This is a genomic window from Pseudomonas sp. SJZ080, assembly GCF_007828295.1.
In the GTDB taxonomy this organism is placed as follows: Bacteria; Pseudomonadota; Gammaproteobacteria; order Pseudomonadales; family Pseudomonadaceae; genus Aquipseudomonas; species Aquipseudomonas migulae_A.
Genome location: NZ_VIUK01000010.1, coordinates 151,271 through 169,578, shown reverse-complemented (window position 1 = coordinate 169,578; position 18,308 = coordinate 151,271). Strand labels below are relative to the sequence as shown.

At 60.7% G+C, this 18,308-nt stretch carries 15 protein-coding genes; 6 read left to right on the top strand and 9 right to left on the bottom strand.

Going from position 1 to position 18,308, the window contains the following annotated elements; translation table 11 throughout:
* Positions 1-72 precede the first annotated feature (72 nt).
* The 9 genes from FBY04_RS15585 to edd form a co-directional block, all read right to left on the bottom strand.
* Positions 73-1,233: an ABC transporter ATP-binding protein gene (locus FBY04_RS15585; protein WP_084319033.1), complete on the bottom strand. Its 1,161-nt coding sequence runs from the start codon at positions 1,231-1,233 to the stop codon at positions 73-75.
* 4 nt (positions 1,234-1,237) lie between these two features.
* A complete protein-coding gene (locus FBY04_RS15580; RefSeq protein ID WP_084319031.1) occupies positions 1,238-2,083 on the bottom strand; it encodes a carbohydrate ABC transporter permease in 846 nt (281 codons plus the stop codon).
* Positions 2,076-2,984, bottom strand: coding sequence for a carbohydrate ABC transporter permease (locus FBY04_RS15575; protein WP_084319029.1), 909 nt, complete (start codon positions 2,982-2,984; stop codon positions 2,076-2,078). Before FBY04_RS15575 ends, FBY04_RS15580 begins: the two co-directional genes overlap by 8 nt.
* Positions 2,985-3,143: 159 nt before the next feature.
* Positions 3,144-4,451: an ABC transporter substrate-binding protein gene (locus FBY04_RS15570; protein ID WP_084319027.1), complete on the bottom strand. Its 1,308-nt coding sequence runs from the start codon at positions 4,449-4,451 to the stop codon at positions 3,144-3,146.
* Positions 4,452-4,568: 117 nt separating this feature from the next.
* Positions 4,569-5,828: an AGE family epimerase/isomerase gene (locus tag FBY04_RS15565; RefSeq protein ID WP_145315739.1), complete on the bottom strand. Its 1,260-nt coding sequence runs from the start codon at positions 5,826-5,828 to the stop codon at positions 4,569-4,571.
* 221 nt (positions 5,829-6,049) lie between these two features.
* Positions 6,050-7,519, bottom strand: coding sequence for an ATP-binding protein (locus FBY04_RS15560; RefSeq protein WP_145315738.1), 1,470 nt, complete (start codon positions 7,517-7,519; stop codon positions 6,050-6,052).
* Positions 7,509-8,240 carry a response regulator gene (locus FBY04_RS15555; protein WP_007903365.1) on the bottom strand — a complete coding sequence of 244 codons (732 nt, stop codon included), beginning with the start codon at positions 8,238-8,240 and terminating at the stop codon, positions 7,509-7,511. Before FBY04_RS15555 ends, FBY04_RS15560 begins: the two co-directional genes overlap by 11 nt.
* A 157-nt stretch (positions 8,241-8,397) precedes the next feature.
* On the bottom strand, positions 8,398-9,348 hold the full coding sequence (locus FBY04_RS15550; RefSeq protein WP_084319021.1) for a glucokinase: 951 nt from the start codon (positions 9,346-9,348) through the stop codon (positions 8,398-8,400).
* Positions 9,345-11,171: a phosphogluconate dehydratase gene (gene edd, locus FBY04_RS15545; RefSeq protein WP_084319019.1), complete on the bottom strand. Its 1,827-nt coding sequence runs from the start codon at positions 11,169-11,171 to the stop codon at positions 9,345-9,347. Before edd ends, FBY04_RS15550 begins: the two co-directional genes overlap by 4 nt.
* A gap of 220 nt (positions 11,172-11,391) precedes the next feature.
* Here edd and gap point away from each other — a divergent pair, with 220 nt between their 5' ends.
* The 6 genes from gap to FBY04_RS15515 all read left to right on the top strand — a co-directional run bounded on the left by gap (position 11,392) and on the right by FBY04_RS15515 (position 18,151).
* Positions 11,392-12,393, top strand: coding sequence for a type I glyceraldehyde-3-phosphate dehydrogenase (gene gap, locus FBY04_RS15540; RefSeq protein WP_008031008.1), 1,002 nt, complete (start codon positions 11,392-11,394; stop codon positions 12,391-12,393).
* Between the two features lie 215 nt (positions 12,394-12,608).
* Positions 12,609-13,073 (top strand): methylglyoxal synthase, encoded by a 465-nt coding sequence (locus tag FBY04_RS15535; protein ID WP_145315761.1) that lies wholly within the window; start codon positions 12,609-12,611, stop codon positions 13,071-13,073.
* A 77-nt stretch (positions 13,074-13,150) separates the two neighbouring features.
* Positions 13,151-13,669: an RNA polymerase sigma factor gene (locus FBY04_RS15530; protein WP_084319017.1), complete on the top strand. Its 519-nt coding sequence runs from the start codon at positions 13,151-13,153 to the stop codon at positions 13,667-13,669.
* An 82-nt stretch (positions 13,670-13,751) separates the two neighbouring features.
* On the top strand, positions 13,752-14,717 hold the full coding sequence (locus FBY04_RS15525; protein WP_145315737.1) for a FecR domain-containing protein: 966 nt from the start codon (positions 13,752-13,754) through the stop codon (positions 14,715-14,717).
* A 122-nt stretch (positions 14,718-14,839) separates the two neighbouring features.
* Positions 14,840-17,428, top strand: a complete 2,589-nt coding sequence (locus tag FBY04_RS15520) for a TonB-dependent receptor (RefSeq protein WP_145315736.1) — start codon at positions 14,840-14,842, stop codon at positions 17,426-17,428.
* Positions 17,429-17,542: 114 nt separating this feature from the next.
* Entirely contained in the window at positions 17,543-18,151 is a 609-nt protein-coding gene (locus FBY04_RS15515; RefSeq protein ID WP_145315735.1) for a biliverdin-producing heme oxygenase, read from the top strand.
* Positions 18,152-18,308 lie beyond the last annotated feature (157 nt).

Genomic DNA, 18,308 nt, shown 5'->3' with positions numbered 1-18,308 from the left:
CGGTGTGTCAGTCGACATTTGCGTTGAATGACACACCGCTATCGCCAGCAAGCCGGCTCCTACAATTGATCTTCAGCGGCCTTTGAACTGGGTCACGTTGGCAGCTCGTGCTTCGAGTTGCGGTTGACCGGCCACCCCCAGGCGCTCCCCGGTCTTGGCATCGAACAACAACACTTTCGATGGATCGAATTGCAGCGTCAGGGTCTCGCCCACGGCCGGTGCAACGTCCGGCGCCAGGCGGCAGCAGACCTTGGTTTCATTGAGATTGACGAACACCAGCGTGTCGGGACCGGTCGGCTCGGTGACCTGCACTTCGGCGCGAATGGTCGGCAAACCATTCGGCTCGCTGCCCGCCAGCACGATCTGCTCAGGGCGCATGCCGAGGATCACTTCGCGGTCTTCCAGACCGGCATCCTGCATGCCCAACGGCAACTCGCAGCGCGCCTGACCGCTGTCGAGCAGCGCCAACAGACGACCGTCCTTGCGTTGCAAACGCAGGGGAATGAAGTTCATCGGCGGTGAACCGATGAAGCTCGCCACGAACAGGTTGGCCGGGTTGTTGTAGATGTCTTTCGGCGTGCCGAACTGTTGAATGATCCCGTCCTTCATCACCGCCACCTTGTCGCCCAGCGTCATCGCTTCGATCTGGTCGTGGGTCACGTAGACCGTGGTGGTTTTCAGGCGCTGGTGCATCAGTTTCATTTCGGTGCGCATCTCGACGCGCAGCTTGGCGTCGAGGTTGGACAGCGGTTCGTCGAACAGGTAAATCTTCGGCCGCCGCGCCAGGGCACGGCCCATCGCCACGCGCTGTTGCTGACCACCGGAAAGCTGTCCGGGCTTGCGGCTGAGCAGATGTTCGATCTGCAACAGCTTGGAGACGCGAGCGACTTCTTCGTCGATTTCAGCGGCGGGCATTTTGCGGATCTTCAGGCCGAAGGCGATGTTGTCGCGCACGCTCATGGTCGGGTACAGCGCGTAGGACTGGAACACCATGGCGATGTCGCGATCTTTCGGGCTCATGCCGCTGATGTCGGCGTCATCCACCAGGATCGCGCCGCCGCTGATGTTTTCCAGACCGGCGATGCAGTTCATCAGTGTGGATTTACCGCAGCCCGACGGGCCGACCAGAATCAGGAACTCACCGTCATCGATCTTCAGTTCGATATTTTTCAGGGTGTCCGGCAAACCGGTGCCGTAGGTCTTGTTGACGTTGCGTAATTCGAGAGTTGCCATGTTTCTACCCCTTGACCGCGCCGGACGTCAGCCCACGCAGGAAATACTTGCCAGCGAATATGTAGACCAGCAGTGTCGGCAGCCCGGCGATCATCGCGGCGGCCATATCAACGTTGTATTCCTTGGCCCCGGTGCTGGTGTTGACCAGGTTGTTCAGGGCCACGGTAATTGGCTGGGCATCGCCACTGGCGAAGACCACGCCGAACAGGAAGTCATTCCAGATCTGGGTGAACTGCCAGATCAGGCAGACCATCACGATCGGGATCGACATCGGCAGCAGGATCTTCCAGAAAATCGTGAAGAAGCCTGCGCCATCCAGGCGTGCAGCCTTGACCAGCGCATCCGGAATGCTCACGTAGTAGTTACGGAAGAACAGCGTGGTGAACGCCAGGCCGTAGACCACGTGTACCAGCACTAAACCCGTGGTGGTGTTGGCCAGGCCGAACTTGCCGAGGGTGAACGATGCCGGCAGCAGCACGGTCTGGAATGGCAGGAAGCAGCCAAACAGCAGCAGGCCGAAGAACAACTGTGAGCCACGGAAGCGCCACATCGACAGCACGTAACCGTTCATGGCACCGATGAAGGTCGAGATCAGAACCGCTGGCACAGTGATTTTCACCGAGTTCCAGAAGTAGCCGCCGACCACGTCCCAGGCCTTGATCCAGCCGATGCCGTCAATGACGGTCGGCCAGCTCAGCAGGTTGCCGGTACGGATGTCTTCCGGGGATTTGAAGCTGGTCAGCAGCATCACGATCAGCGGAATCAGGTACACCGCAGCAGCCAGCAGAAGCGTGGCGTAAATCGCGATGCGACTGAAACTCAGCGTCGGTTTTCCGAGTTGATTAGTCATGGCGTTTGCCTCGCAGCTCGGAGTACAGGTACGGCACGAGGATGGTCAGCACGGCACCGAGCATCAGCATGGCGCTGGCCGAACCGATGCCCATCTGGCCACGGCTGAAAGTGAAGGAATACATGAACATTGCCGGCAGGTCGGACGAGTAGCCGGGACCGCCCGCCGTCATCGCCGCCACCAGGTCGAAGCTCTTGATCGCGATGTGCGCAAGGATCATGAAGGCGCTGAAAAACACCGGGCGCAGGCTCGGCAGGACGATCTTCAAATAGATGGTCGGCAGGCTCGCACCGTCGACTTGCGCGGCACGGATGATCGATTGATCGACACCGCGCAGACCGGCCAGGAACATCGCCATCACAAACCCGGAGGCTTGCCACACAGCGGCGATCACCAGGCAGTAAACCACGCGATCCTGATCCACCAGCCAGTCGAGACGGAAGCCTTCCCAGCCCCAGTCACGCAGCATTTTGTCCAGGCCCAGGCCTGGGTTGAGCAGCCATTTCCAGGCGGTACCGGTGACGATCATCGACAGCGCCATCGGGTACAGGTAAACGGTGCGGATGAAGCCTTCCTTGCGGATGCGCTGGTCCAGCAGCACCGCGAGGAACACGCCCAGGACAAGGCTGATGCCGATGAACATGCCGCCGAAGAGCGCGAGGTTCTTGCTCGCGACCCACCAGCGGTCGTTGTCCATCAGGCGCATGTATTGCTGCAGGCCGACCCATTTGTAGCTCGGCATGAAGCTGGAATTGGTGAAGGACAGTACGAATGTCCAGATGATGTAACCGTAGAAACCAACCAACACGATGAGCATGCTTGGTGCGAGTACCAACTTGGGTAACCAGCGTTGCAGCGCATCGAACGGTGAGGCTTTGCTGAAAACCGCCACAGAGCTCATCGGGATAATCCAGTGTAAGAATTGAAGAGCAATCTGTCGGAGCTGGCTTGCTAGCGATTCAGGCGGCGAGGTGTGTCAGGCACACCGCCTCGCCAGCAAGCCGGCTCCTACAGGAGAGCGCGTCGAATGAGGCCACAGGTCAACCCGTGGCGCTCGGGATTACTGGGCGGCTTTGACAGCCGATGCCAGTTGCGCGCTGGCCTTGGCCGGGTCAGCGTTCTTGTCGTTCATGAAGTTGGTGACCACGTCGAAGATCGCGCCTTGCACAGCCAGGGAAGTGGCCATGTTGTGCGCCATGCTCGGTTGCAGGCCGCCGGTCTTCTCGTCCGCCAGGAAGTCCTTGGCGGCGGTTTGAGCGCAGGCGTCGAAACCGAGCTTGTCCATCTCGTTCAGCATGTCGGTACGGACCGGGATCGAACCCTTGTTGATGCTGAAGACTTTCTGGAAATCGGTACCCAGAGCGACCTTGGCCAGGTCTTGCTGGGCGGCGATGTCACCCTTGCGATCAGCTTTCAACTTGAATACAGCCATCGAGTCGATGTTGTAGGTGAAGGCTTTTTCGGTGCCCGGGAACGGCACGCACTGGTAGTCCTTGCCGGCGACTTTGTTGGCCGCGGTCCATTCGCTTTTCGCCCAGTCACCCATCATCTGCATGCCGGCCTTGCCGTTGATGACGTCGGCGGCAGCGATGTTCCAGTCACGACCGGCGCGGTTTGGGTCCATGTAGCCGGTGAGTTTTTTCAGCTCGGTGAACGACTTGGTCATTTCAGGCCCGGAGAGGGTTTTCTGATCCAGGTCTACCAGGGCTTTTTTGTAACCGTCGGCGCCCATGACCGAGAGCACCACGTCTTCAAACACGGTGCTGTCCTGCCAAGGCTGGCCACCGTGGGCGAGCGCGATGAAGCCGGCGGCCTTGAGCTTGTCGCCAGCGGCGTAGAATTCTTCGAGGGTGGTCGGTGCTTTGTCGATGCCGGCTTTCTTGAACACTTGTGGGTTGATCCACAGCCAGTTCACACGGTGAATGTTCACCGGAACAGCAACGTAGTCACCTTCGTATTTGACGGTGTCGGAGACTTTCTTGATCAGCAGGTTATCCCAGCCTTCAGACTTGGAAACGTCTTTCAGGGTGTCGGTGCTGAGCAGACCAGTGCTGCCCCACTCCTGGATGTCCGGCCCCTTAATCTGTGCAACGCCCGGTGGGTTACCGGCGACGGCGCGGCTTTTCAGTACGGTCATGGCCGTGGAACCGCCACCCCCGGCGACTGCGCCGTCCTTCCAGGTGAAGCCGTCTTTTTCGACTTGAGCCTTGAGGACATCGACCGCTGCTTTTTCACCACCCGACGTCCACCAGTGAACGACTTCCACTGAACCTTTGGAATCGGCGGCAAGGGCACTGAGGGGAAATGCACTAAGGGGAAGCAGCGACGCGAGAGAAATGACAGTAGCGAGGCGAGAAATCGCGTTCATCTAGAAGTACCTTTCTTGTTGTTATGCATGCAAGTCTGGTGCTTGCGCTGCATTGGATTTTAAACAGGAGTCATCCCCTCGCAGGTAACGAAGGGACGCGTGAATGTCACCGCATGGTTACATAGAACCGCTCTGGGACAACCTCGCCAAGGCACTGGCCATGCTCGGCGCCAGTGGCAGGCGCGGAATAAGCACGGCTTGCCAGGCGTGATAGAGATCGGGTTTGCCGGCCCAGATATCGGCGCTCGGGCGGTTCTGCGGATCGAGCTCGTGATACCAACTGCCATCGCAACGGTCGATGAAATGACTGTCACAAAATTCCCAGAACAGTCGGTACCAGGTTTCGTAGTGCGCCTCGCCCGTGCGTTTGAGCAACGCGCTGGCGGCGGCGCTGGCTTCGCAATGGGTCCAGTGCAGGCGATGGCGAACCACCGCGCGGTTGTCCCAGTCGAGGGTGTAGACAATCCCGGGCAGCCCGTCGACCTCCCAGCCGTGGCGGCAGTTGTGCTCGAAGAGTTTTTGCGCGTCGGTGGCGAGCCACCCCGGCGTCAGCATCCCGGCCTGTACTCGCGCGGCTTCGAGGTGCAGCAACAGCCGGGCCCATTCAAAGCCGTGGCCCGGCGTGGTGCCGTAAGGACGGAAACCGTCGGCCGGGTTGTCGTGGTTGTACTCGTGCAGCGGCTGCCAGTCGCGGTCGAAATGCTCGACCACCAGGTAATCGTTGGCGGCGGCGTGACCGTGGATCACGCGCTCGACGATCCGTTGCGCGCGGCACAACCAGCGATTGTCTTGCGTGACATCGGCCAGGGCGAGGAAGGCTTCGGTGGCGTGCATGTTGCTGTTGGCGCCGCGATAGCGTTCTTCTTCACTCCAGTCGCGATTGAAGGATTCGCGCATCGCGCCCTCCTCTTCGCTCCAGAAATGCGTGTCGATGATGTTGATCGCGTCATCGAGCAAGGCTTGCGCGCCGGGACGCTGCGCAATCACGGCGGAACTGGCGGCCAGGGCAACGAAGGCGTGCAGGTAAGCGGCCTTGCCGGTGTTGTCATCAAGCGGATGCGCGGTGGCGAACCAGCCACCATGTTCGGCATCGCGCAACGGCCCGCGAAGGGCATTGATGCCGTGATCCACCAGCTCGGCGAAACCCGGCAGGCCCTGGATGTGCGCCATGGCGAAGCTGTGGGTCATGCGTGCGGTGTTCATGGTTTCGGCGTGGGCGCCGGCCGGGAGCCGGCCTTTTTCATCGAGATTGCCGAAGCCTTCGGGGAGCTTCGATGCCTTGGCAAACGCCAGCAGGCGCAGGCCTTCGGCGGCGAGCCACTGCTGATGGGCCGGTGCGTTCAGCCAACTGCTGAAGGCGGGTTGGAAGGTGTCCATGGGGTGCCTTTTTTGTTGTTATGACTGCGGGCAGTCTAAACAACGGGCAGTGGCGGGCTTGTAACGAAGGGGGCGAGTTATGTCACCAACCCGTGACAATTCTCGGGCGTGGCGCCTGGTCGTTTGTGTAGGAGCCGGCTTGCTGGCGATCAGCGATAACGCGGTGTGTCAGGCACACCGCTATCGCCAGCAAGCCGGCTCCTACAGGGATTTGTGTTTTTTCAGTCGATTGATCGAGGCAATTGGAGGGTCACCCGCAATCCACCTTCACGCAGATTCTGCAGGCTGACTTCCCCGCCATGACTATGGGCAATATTGCGCGCAATGCCCAACCCCAACCCATAACCCTGCTGCTGCCCGGCCAGGCGAAAGTGTGGCTCGAACACCTGCTCCAGCCGCTGCTCCGGCACGCCCGGCCCTTCATCATCGACATGCAGAACAAACGCGTTCTCGTCGTCATCGATATGCAGGTGCGCGTTCTGCCCGTACTTCAGGGCGTTGTCGATCAGGTTGCCGATGCAGCGCTTGAGCGCCAGCGGTTTGCCCGGATACGCCGCCAGCGCCCGGCCCTGCTGAGTCACGCGACCGTTGCCATTGGGCGCCAGATACGGCTCCACCAGGCAATCGAGCACATGGTTAAGATCCACCTGCTCGATGTTTTCGTGGATGTCTGTGTCTTTCACGCATTGCAACGCGCCTTTGACCAGCAGCTCCAGCTCATCCAGATCGCGGCCGAACTTGGCTTGCAGCTTTTCGTCTTCGAGCAATTCCACCCGCAGTCGCAGTCGTGTAATCGGTGTGCGCAAATCATGGGAAATCGCGCTGAACAACTGGCTGCGTTCAGTCAGGTAACGGCTGATGCGTTCGCGCATGGCGTTGAAGGCGCGACCCACTTCAACCACCTCACTGCCGCCGCCCTCCGCCACCGGTTCGACTTCGGCACCGAGGGACATGTCCCGCGCAGCACGCGCCAGACGCTTGAGCGGCCGGCTCTGCCAGTGCACCAGCAGGCCGATGAACAACAGCAAAAAACCGCTGGTGAGGACGATGAACCAGACTTGCTGAGCCGGCAGCCCCTGCTCTTCAAGGCTGGTGTAGGGCTCGGGCAACAGCGAGGCGATGTACAGCCACTCGCCCGGCGCCATCTGGATTTGCGTGACCAGCACCGGCGGATTCACCGGTTCCAGGGTCAACGCGTAATGCGCCCAGGAGCGCGGCAGCTCATCGAGCTTCAGGCCACCGTTGAAAATCCGCAGGTCTTCGGGACTCACGAACGTCACCGAAATATCCGTGTCCTGGCCGAGCGACTGGCGCAGCACTTCGTCCACCGCTTTGAGCACGGCTTCTTTGCGCGGGGTAACCGGCAGCACTTCCATGCCCAAGGGTTTGTCATTGAGGGTCACGACAAAACGGGTGCCGCCCATGCTGCGCAACTGGTCGAGCACCAGCGGCCTGAACGCGACCGGCAACGAACGAAAGTAACTGACGCTGGCGGTCATCGAATGGGCGAGGCTGCGGGCGCTGGTGACCAGGCCTTCAAGCTGCGTGGCCCGCAGTTGCGAGACCCAGATCACACTCGACAGCGCCTGGGCGAACAGCACCGCCAGCAGGGTCAGCAACAACATCCGCCCGAGCAGCGAACGTGGCACTGGCACCTTGGCCGCGAGCTTGCGGAAAAACTCAGTGACCATTGCTGGCAACCACATTGGCTGCCAGTTGGTAGCCACTGCCGCGCACGGTGCGGATCAGCCGTGGCGGCTTTTCCGTATCGCGCAGGCGTTGGCGCAAACGGCTGACTGCCATGTCGACGATCCGGTCCAGCGGCATCAGATCGCGGCCACGGGTGGCGTTGCCGATGGTGTCGCGGTCGAGGATTTCCTGCGGGTGATCAAGGAACAGTTTCAACAGGGCGAAATCGGCGCCGGAGAGAATCACTTCCTCCCCGTCGATGTGGAACAGCCGATGGCTGACCATGTCCAGGCGCCAGTCATCGAACGCCAGCACTTCACTGCCGGAACGCTCCTGACCGAACTGCGCGCGGCGCAACAAGGCTTTGATGCGCGCCTGCAATTCACGGGGGCTGAAGGGTTTGCCGAGGTAGTCGTCGGCGCCCAGCTCCAGACCGATGACGCGGTCGGCTTCATCGGAGCTGGCAGTGAGCATGATGATCGGCACCTGCGCCTGACGCGGATGCTGGCGAATCCAGCGGCAGAGGCTGAAACCGTCTTCGTCGGGCAGCATCACGTCGAGGATCACCAGATCGCTCGGCGCCTCGTTCAACGCCTGGCGGAAACCGGCGCCATCGGGCGTGGTACGCACCTGGAAACCCGCGCGGGTCAGGTAGGTGTCCAGCAACTCGCGTATCTCTTGATCGTCATCGACCAACAAAATCGACTTGTTGACTGAGCTCACGGGGCGGCGTCCTTGTTGTTTGAATTGGGCGGATTATGCCTGATCGATCATAAATCGTTGGTGTCTGTTCTGGCCCCATCGCCAGCAAGCCGGCTCCTACAGGGGGCCGCGGAGTCTTGGTAGGAGCCGGCTTGCTGGCGATGAAACAAACCCGGCCTCAAGCCTGGTCGAGCGCCACACCTGCGCCGACCAACCCGGAATACGGCGCCGTCACCAGCCACACCGGAATCCCCTTGAAGTAATCGCTCATGCAGCCCTTGTCGGCAAAACACCGGGCGAAACCGCTTTCAAGGAAGAAATCGGCAAACCGCGGAATCACCCCACCGACGATAAACACACCACCGCGTGCGCCCAGGGTGAGCACATTGTTGCCGGCGACGCGACCGAGCCAGCAGCAGAATTGCTCCAGCACTTCCAGCGCAATCGGATCACCTGCCAGACCGGCCGCCGTAATCGCTTCCGGTGTTTCGAGCACAGGCGTGTGCCCGTCCACCGCACAAATCGCCCGATAGACGCGCGGCAAACCGCTGCCACTCAACGCCGTTTCAGCACTGACATGCCCGATTTCATTGAAGATGTGCTGCCACAGCTGAGTTTCACGCGGGCTGCTCAACGGCAAATCGACGTGACCACCCTCGCCCGGCAATGCGGCGAAGCGGCCCTCGCCCAGGTCGAGCAAGGTGCCGACGCCCAGGCCCGTGCCAGGACCAATCACCACCGCCGGCCGCAACGGTTCCGGCGTGCCTTCGCACACCACGCGGAATTCGCCCGGTTGCAAACGGGTCATGCCCAGCGCCATCGCCGAGAAGTCGTTGACCAGCAGCAGTTGATCGACCTGCAAGGTCTGACAGAACGCCTTGCGGCTGAGGCGCCAGTGATTGTTGGTGAACTTGAATTCATCGCCGCTCACCGGACCGGCCACCGACAGGCACACCGAACCGATCGAACCCAACGCCAGACCGAGCCCGCTCAGGTAGACGCCGATGGCTTCTTCCGGGCTGGCATGATCCGCCGTCGCCAGCACCTGGACCGATTCCAGCTGCTGGTTTTTCCACAACGCGAAACGTGCGTTGGTCCCACCGATGTCACCGACCAAAGCCAGTTTCAATTAAGCGTCTCCAGGGCAGAAGTAAAGGCGCTGGCGCCCTGCTCTGCGGAGCTGAAGGCCATGCGCATGAAACCAAACAGTTCGCGACCGGTGCCAATGTTGTTGCCCAACAGGCCCTTGGCCGGCGTGCGCGCTGCAAATTCTTCGGCGTCCACCTTAAGCTCCAGGGTGCCTTTGACGCCATCGACGCGGATGATATCGCCCTCTTGGACTCGCGCCAAAGCGCCGCCCACGTATGCTTCGGGGCTGACGTGAATCGCCGCCGGGATTTTCCCCGAGGCGCCGGACATGCGCCCGTCAGTCACCAGTGCGACTTTGAAACCGCGATCCTGCAGCACGCCGAGGAACGGCGTCATCTTGTGCAGTTCCGGCATACCGTTAGAGCGCGGCCCCTGGAAGCGCATCACCGCGACAAAGTCCTTCTCCAGCAAACCGGCCTTGAACGCGTCAGCCAGATCCTGCTGATCCTGGAACACCATCGCCGGTGCTTCGACGATCTGGTTTTCCAGGGCGACCGCCGAGACTTTCATCACGCCACGTCCAAGGTTGCCTTCCATCACGCGCAAGCCGCCCTCGGGCGAAAACGCACGCGCCACCGGGCGCAGGATGGTTTCATCGAGGCTGTCGGTGACGCCTTCGCGCCACACCAGCTCACCGTTATCGAGGAACGGTTCCTTGGTGTAACGGCTCAGGCCGTGGCCCAGAACCGTGTTGACGTTTTCGTGGAGCAGGCCGGCTTCCAGCAGTTCGCGGATCAGGAACGACATGCCGCCCGCCGCCTGGAAGTGGTTGATGTCGGCTTTGCCGTTCGGGTAGACGTGGCTCAGGGTCGGCACGACTTCGGAGAGGTCGGCCATGTCCTGCCAGGTCAGTTGAATGCCCGCCGCCATGGCAATCGCCGGCATGTGCAGCGTGTGGTTGGTCGAACCACCAGTGGCGTGCAGCGCCACGATGGAGTTGACCAGCGAACGCTCATCGACGATTTCGCCGATCGGCATGAAATTGCCATTCTGCTTGGTCAGGCGCGTGACCTGATGCGCCGCTTCGCGGGTCAGGGCTTCGCGCAACGGCGTGTTCGGATTGACGAACGAGGCGCCCGGCAAGTGCAGGCCCATGACTTCCATCAGCAACTGGTTGGTGTTGGCTGTGCCGTAGAAGGTGCAGGTGCCGGGGCTGTGGTAGGAGTTCATTTCCGACTCCAGCAGCTCTTCGCGCGAGGCCTTGCCTTCGGCATAACGCTGACGCACATCGGCTTTCTGCTTGTTGGAAATGCCCGAGACCATCGGCCCGCCCGGTACGAAAATCATCGGCAGATGACCGAAGCGCAACGCGCCCATCATCAGGCCCGGCACGATCTTGTCGCAGATGCCGAGCATCAGCGCGCCGTCGAACATGTTGTGGGAAAGGGCAACAGCGGTGGACAGCGCGATCACTTCACGGCTTGGCAGGCTCAGTTCCATGCCCGGTTCGCCTTGGGTCACGCCATCGCACATCGCCGGGGTGCCGCCGGCGAACTGGCCGACGGAGCCGATTTCGCGCAGGGCTTTTTTGATCTGTTCAGGGAAAACTTCATACGGCTGGTGCGCCGAGAGCATGTCGTTATAGGACGAAACGATCGCAATGTTCGCGGAGTTCATCATCCGCAGGCTGTGCTTGTCTTCGGTGCCGCAACCGGCCACGCCGTGGGCGAAGTTGGCGCATTGCAGCTTGCCGCGCATCGGGCCGTCGCTGGCTGCACCGCGAATGAGCGCAAGGTAAGCCTCGCGTGTTGCGCGGCTGCGGGCGATAAGCCGTTCGGTGACCTCAAGGACGCGGGGATGCATGTGTAGAACTCCAGGCTAACGGATGTGGCGACCTGATTGTCTATGCTGAACAAGAGCCGTTGTTGTTGGGATGACAGACGGCTTTCTTGATCATTCGGACCAGTTGATTCAGGTCACTCGTTGTAGATTGAACAAAATATTGCCATTAAAAAGGCTTGTTTTCTATTTTTATGCGAATAATCTTGTAATTCCAACAACAAAACGACGGCGGCCCTGTTAAATGACTCTTCGAATCGCAATCAATGGTTTTGGCCGAATCGGCCGCAACGTCCTGCGCGCACTGTATACCCAGGGCTATCGCCAGGATCTGCAGATCGTTGCCATCAACGATCTGGGCGACAGCGCGATGAACGCTCATCTGCTCAAGTACGACACCGTTCACGGCACGTTCGATGCCGATGTCCAGCACGATCAGGAAAGCCTGACCGTCAACGGCGACCGGATTTCCGTCAGCGCCATTCGTAACCCGGCCGAGCTACCCTGGGCCGCGGAAAAGATTGATGTCGTGTTCGAATGCACCGGTTTGTTCACCGACCGGGCCAAAGCCGCTGCGCATATTACGGCCGGCGCACGCAAAGTGATCATCTCAGCCCCGGCCAAAGGCGCCGACGCCACTGTGGTGTATGGGGTTAACCACGACATTCTGCGCCAATCCCATCAGATTATTTCCAACGCGTCGTGCACCACCAACTGCCTGGCACCGGTGGCTCAGGTGCTGCACCGCGAGCTGGGCATCGAAAGCGGTCTGATGACGACGATTCACGCCTACACCAACGATCAGAACCTGACCGACGTCTACCACACCGACCCGTACCGCGCCCGTTCGGCGACTCAGAACATGATCCCGAGCAAAACCGGCGCCGCTGAAGCGGTCGGCCTGGTGCTGCCGGAACTGGCAGGAAAACTGACCGGCATGGCGGTGCGTGTTCCAGTGATCAACGTCTCGCTGGTGGACCTGACCGTGCAACTGAAGCGCGAAGCGTCGGCCGATGAAGTGAACGCGCTGCTCAAGGAAGCCAGCCAGCATTCGAAGATTCTGGGCTACAACACCCTGCCGCTGGTCTCCAGCGACTTCAACCACAACCCGCTGTCGTCGATCTTCGACGCCAACCACACCAAGTCCAGCGGCAAGCTGCTCAAGGTCCTGGCCTGGTACGACAACGAATGGGGCTTCTCCAACCGCATGCTCGATAACTGCCTGGCGTTGTGCAACGCCGAGTAAGTTGTCACCTGTGATGCCGCCATCGCCAGCAAGCCGGCTCCTACAAGGGTTGTACCGTACCCGACCGGTTTGCTGGCGATGGCGTACTCAAGTTGGCGTCCGTGACACCGCTATCGCCAGCAAGCCGGCTCCTACAAGGTTGCGGCGTACCCGATCTTGCTGGCGATGGCGGCCTCATGAACACCATCGTCGGTAATTTGCCTTCGGACTACCCCATGATCGGAATCAGCTTTACGCAAAAGACCGTGGCAGCGCGCAAGCGTATCGCCCTGGTCGCCCATGACCACTGCAAGGTGTTTTTGCTGGACTGGGCCGAGCGGCACAAAGACAAGCTCGCGCAACATGAGCTGGTTGCCACTGGTACCACGGGGTTGTTGTTGCAACAACGCCTCGACCTGCCGGTGGAGAGCATGATCAGCGGCCCATTGGGCGGCGACCAGCAACTCGGCGCGCGAATCGCCGAGCAGCGGGTCGACATGCTGGTGTTCTTCTGGGATCCGTTCGAACCGCAGCCCCACGACCCGGACATCAAGGCGTTGCTGCGGGTCGCGGCGGTCTGGAACATTCCGGTAGCCTGCAACGAATGCAGCGCCGACTACCTGCTCAGCAGCCCGCTGATGGATCAGGCGCACTCACAGCGCATCCCTGATTACGCGACGTATCTGTTGGGCCGGGCATAAACCTTCACAAATCAATACTTGACCACTCGAGCGGATGATAAGCATTATCATTCGCTCGAAATGGATCAGGTCTTCCCGTGAGTCAATCGCGCTTCAATCACGTCTTCATCGCCCAGCGGGTTTCGCTGCTGCGCACTTTGGAGCGGATGGTCAACAATCACAGCACCGCCGAAGACCTCCTGCAGGAAACCTACCTGCGCGTGACCCGAGCCCTTGGCGAGCGCGCCATCGATCACCTTGAACCCTTTGTTTTCCAGACCGCCCGCAACCTGGCGCTGGACCATTTGCGTGCGCGGCGCATTCAGTCCCGCACGATGCTCGACGACGTTCCGCCGGACGTGGTGGAAAGTATCGCCGCCCCCGCCAGCAGTGCCGAAGACGCTGCCCATGCCGAACAACTGCTGGAGCGCTTGAACGTGAGCCTTGGTGAACTCAGCGCCCGCCAGCAACAGATCTTCATCCTCAGTCGCCTGCACGGGCACAGTTACCTGGAGATTTGCGAGAAACTCGGCGTGTCGTTGAGCACCGTGCAAAAGGAGCTGAAGCTGATCATGGCCATCTGCGTCGGTGTCGCCGAGCGGTTGAACGGCGACTGAGCACGCCACGCTTTGCTACCCTTGCCCACTTTCAGGTTTCACTAAAAAAACAGCCGTGCACAGACACTGCCGAGGAAACACCGTGACGGACACCCACCGCTCCCCTCCGCCTTCCCCGGCACGGGACGCCGCAAGCGCGATGGACCAGGCTTTGGACTGGCTGATCGTCATGGGCAGTGCGAGCGAGGAACAAACCCGGCAGTTCCACGAATGGCTGGACGCTGATCCATTGCATGCGCAAGCGTTCGCCAAGGCCCAGGCAATCTGGGACGGCCCGCAAGTCGTGCAATGTGCGCAAAACCTGGCCGCCCTGCCGCCCAGGGTGACTGTGCTGTCGCGCCTGCGCCCGCACTGGAAACCACTGGCCACTGCTGCCGTGCTGATTCTCGGTTTGTTCAGCTTCAGCAATGTGCCGATGCGCCTTCAGGCCGATCACTTGACCGTGGTCGGTGAACGTCAGCGCCTGCAACTGGAAGACGGCTCGAAGGTCCTGCTCAATACCAATTCGGCGTTCTCCAGCACCATCAATGATCAAAGGCATGTCGCCCGTCTGTATCAAGGCGAAGCGTTTTTCGAAGTGCCGGCCCATCTCGGCCAGCCATTGGAAATCGATGCCGGCCCGGTGAAGGCCAGCGTGCACGACACGGCGTTCGCCGTACGTTACCTCGATGGCGTGACCCAGGTTCGCGTGCAGCGCGGCGATGTCGATCTACGCGCGACTCGCGACGACGCGCGAATCCGCTTGTCCGCCGGCGAGAGCATTCGCATCGGACCCAACGGTTTCGACCGGCCCGCCAAACTCGACGCCGCGACCGACCTGGCCTGGGTCCAGGGCCGACTGGTGTTCGAGAACTGCCCGCTGAGCCAGGTGCTGGCCGAACTGCGGCGCTACTACCCGGGCTGGATCATCAACACCAACGAACAGTTGGCGGACGTCGCCGTGACGGGCAATTACCGCCTCGACCAGCCGCTGGACGTCGTCCGTTCGCTGGCCCACATCACCTCGGCACGGCTCCAGGAATTTCCGGCGCTGGTGATCCTGAACTAAATGAGAATTATTTTTACTCGATAGCCTGAGCCCGTACGTCTCGTTATAGCCAATGCAATTGATTCGCATCTTCATATGCCAATCAGCACCTATAAAGATTCGTGCGACACGGAGCGCTATCGATGTCCTCTCGCCTTACCCGCCACTCCTCTTCACCTTCCCGCGTGCTCTCACTGCTGACCGCCGCCATCCTCATGGCCGGCAGCGCGCCGCTCATGGCCGCCACCGCCGCCGAGCAGCCGGTGCGCAACATGGGCGATTACGCGTTTGCCATCCCGCAACAGTCGCTGGTCTCGGCACTCAATGCCTTTACTGCCGTGACGGGCTGGCAGGTCGGCTTGCCGGCAGAACTCGCGCAAGGCGTGGCCTCGCCGGGTGCGCGCGGCTCCCTGTCGCCGGAGAAAGCCCTGGATCGCCTGTTGGTGGGGACCAACCTGAGCTATCGCAAACTGGGCAACAACATCGTGCTGGAGAAGCGCAGTAACAGTAATGCGATCAACCTGGACCAGGTGACCATCAGCGCCACCCGCCAGGAACAAAGCATCGAGAGCGTGCCGGGGACCGTCACTGTTCACACCCGCGAAGAGCTGGACCGCAACAACGTCAACACCATCAAGAACCTGGTGCGTTACGAACCGGGCGTTTCGGTCGGTGGTGCCGGCCAGCGCGGCGGGATCAGCGGCTACAACATCCGCGGCATTGACGGCGACCGGATTTTGACCCAGGTCGACGGCGTCGAAGTGCCGAACGATTTCTTCAACGGCCCCTACGCCAAGACCCAGCGCAACTACGTCGACCCGGAGATCATCAAACGCGTCGAAATCCTCCGCGGTCCGGCCTCTGTGCTGTACGGCAGCAACGCCATCGGCGGCGCCGTCAGCTATTTCACCCTAGACCCGAACGACATCATCAAGCCCGGCAAAGACGTCGGCGCCCGCCTGAAAACCGGCTACAGCTCCGCCGACGACAGCTGGCTGAAATCCGCCACCGTGGCCGGCCGCGCCGACCAGTTCGATGGCTTGCTGCATTACAGCCAGCGCGACGGTCACGAAACCGAATCCTACGGTAGCAACAATGGCACCGGCCTGGCGCGCACTGCGGCCAACCCGGAAGACGTGCGCACTTACAACGTGCTGGCCAAGATTGGCTGGAACTACAACGAAGACTCGCGTCTGGGCCTGACATATGAAAAGTACAAGGACGACAGGGACACCGATCAGAAAAGTGCTTACGGCGGTCCTTATTTCCAAGGCGCACCAACCGTTTCAAACAGTGCTCTGCCCGGCGGCATGTACCAGTGGCGCACCGGCAACGACACCGTCACCCGCGAGCGTTTCGGCCTGGAACACAGCTTCGCCCTCGACAGCCTGCTGGTTGATAACGTCAAGTGGAGCCTGAACCATCAGGTCGCCAAGACTGACCAAAGCACCGAAGAGTTCTACTTCCCGTTCTCGCGCAAAGTGCTGCGCACCCGGGAAACCCTTTACGAAGAAAAGCAGTGGGTATTCGACGCACAACTGGACAAGGCTTTCGGCATTGCCGACACCGAGCACCTGCTGACCTACGGCACCACGATCAAGCAGCAGAAAGTCACCGGGTCGCGCAGCGGCAACGGCACCTGCTACCAGTCTTTTGGTTCCTGCCGCGTCGTCGGTGCCGTCAGCCCACTGGATGTCCTGAGAAAATCCAGCGACTTCCCGGACCCGACCGTCAACACCTACAGCCTGTTTGCCCAGGATCAGATCAGCTGGGACAAATGGACCTTCCTGCCGGGACTGCGCTACGACTACACCGAGCTCAAGCCGCACATCACCCAGGAATTCATGAATACGGTGGCGGCTACTCCTGGCGGCACCGTCAGTGACGACACCAAGACCTGGCACCGTGTGTCGCCAAAATTCGGCCTGACCTACGCGCTGACCGATCACTACACCTGGTACGGCCAGTACGCCGAAGGTTTCCGCACGCCGACCGCCAAGGCGTTATTCGGGCGCTTCGAGAACACCACCACTGGCTATCGCGTGGAACCGAATCCGAACCTCGAGCCGGAAACCAGCAAAGGCTTCGAAACCGGGCTGCGCGGTAATTTCGAGTCAGGCTCCTTCGATGTGGCCGTGTTCTATAACAAGTACCGCGACTTCATCGAAGAGGACGCCATCACCCCCGGTTACAGCGAGCTGACCTTCCAGAGCGCCAACATCAAACACGCCACCATCAAGGGCGCAGAGATCAAGGGACGTCTGAACCTCGACGTGTTCGGCGCGCCACAAGGGCTGTATACCCAAGGCTCGGTGGCCTACGCCTACGGTCGCAACAACGACAACGGCGAACCGATCAACAGCGTCAACCCGCTGACCGGTGTGTTCGGCCTCGGTTACGACCAGGACAACTACGGTGGCTTGCTCAGCTGGACGCTGGTGAAAAAGAAGGATCGCGTCGACGACACCAAATTCAAATCGCCGGATGGCGTCAGCAGCCAGTTCAAATCACCGGGCTTCGGCGTGCTGGACCTGACCGGTTTCTACAAAGTGACCGACGAGGTGACCGTCAGCGCCGGGGTCTACAACCTGACCGACAAGAAGTACTGGCTGTGGGATGACGTGCGCGGTTACGACGGCGTCGGCGAGGCTTCGGTCATCAGCCCGGCCAACCTTGATCGCCTGACCCAACCGGGTCGCAACTTCGCGGTCAATCTGGTCTGGGATATCTGATTCTGCCCATGTCGCTGTGCGGCTTTTAATAGAGCTGCACAGTGAGTTTTTTTACTGTCAGGCGCCTTCTTGTTCGTCTCGTTATCAAGCGCCTCTTTTCTTCAAGGACTTCTCATGACTACCCAGGACACTGCTCGACGCCCGGCTTTGCGTTCGCAACGTTTGAACCAGATCACGAACGAGCCACACACCAGACTCGACGCCTTGGTCAAAGCCCACGCACCGTTCGAAACCCAGGCCAGTTTCGCCCGTTTCGTGGTTGCGCAGTATTTGTTCCAGTCGGAACTGGTGGGGCTGTACAACGATGCCGAACTGATCGCCATCGTTCCTGATCTGGCGGCACGCTGCCGTGCCGAAGCGGCCAAGGCTGACCTGGCTGATCTGGAAACCGGAGTGCCGGCACCCGTCGCGGGTGCCGTGAAGAATCCGACCAAGGCCGAAGCGCTGGGTTGGTTGTTTGTTTCCGAAGGCTCGAAGCTTGGCGCAGCGTTCCTGATCAAGCGCGCAGCGGGCTTGGGCCTGAGCGAAACCTTCGGCGCCCGTCACCTCGGCGAACCGGCCGGTGGCCGCGCTGAAGGCTGGAAAAGCTTCGTCAAGACCCTGGATGGTCTGGAGCTCACCGAGCAGGAAGAAGCAGAGCTGGATAGAGGCGCCATCGCAGCGTTCAACCGCTTTACTGTTCTGCTGGAACAGGCTTACGCCACCACCCCCGAACTCGCCTGACAACACCGTCCTTGTAGGAGCCGGCTTGCTGGCGATGGCGTCTTTGGAATCGCCATCGCCAGCAAGCCGGCTCCAACAGGGGGGGGGTGGTATTTATTCAGGTGTTGCTTTAGCTCATCAGAACCCAGCAACATACCCCAGCGCACCCCGGGCACCA

Coding starts and splice junctions, on each gene's coding strand:
- FBY04_RS15585 (WP_084319033.1), bottom strand. CDS start 1,233: ATGGCAACTCTCGAATTACGCAACGTCAACAAGACCTACGGCACCGGT.
- FBY04_RS15580 (WP_084319031.1), bottom strand. CDS start 2,083: ATGACTAATCAACTCGGAAAACCGACGCTGAGTTTCAGTCGCATCGCG.
- FBY04_RS15575 (WP_084319029.1), bottom strand. CDS start 2,984: ATGAGCTCTGTGGCGGTTTTCAGCAAAGCCTCACCGTTCGATGCGCTG.
- FBY04_RS15570 (WP_084319027.1), bottom strand. CDS start 4,451: ATGAACGCGATTTCTCGCCTCGCTACTGTCATTTCTCTCGCGTCGCTG.
- FBY04_RS15565 (WP_145315739.1), bottom strand. CDS start 5,828: ATGGACACCTTCCAACCCGCCTTCAGCAGTTGGCTGAACGCACCGGCC.
- FBY04_RS15560 (WP_145315738.1), bottom strand. CDS start 7,519: ATGGTCACTGAGTTTTTCCGCAAGCTCGCGGCCAAGGTGCCAGTGCCA.
- edd (WP_084319019.1), bottom strand. CDS start 11,171: ATGCATCCCCGCGTCCTTGAGGTCACCGAACGGCTTATCGCCCGCAGC.
- gap (WP_008031008.1), top strand. CDS start 11,392: ATGACTCTTCGAATCGCAATCAATGGTTTTGGCCGAATCGGCCGCAAC.
- FBY04_RS15535 (WP_145315761.1), top strand. CDS start 12,609: ATGATCGGAATCAGCTTTACGCAAAAGACCGTGGCAGCGCGCAAGCGT.
- FBY04_RS15520 (WP_145315736.1), top strand. CDS start 14,840: ATGTCCTCTCGCCTTACCCGCCACTCCTCTTCACCTTCCCGCGTGCTC.
- FBY04_RS15515 (WP_145315735.1), top strand. CDS start 17,543: ATGACTACCCAGGACACTGCTCGACGCCCGGCTTTGCGTTCGCAACGT.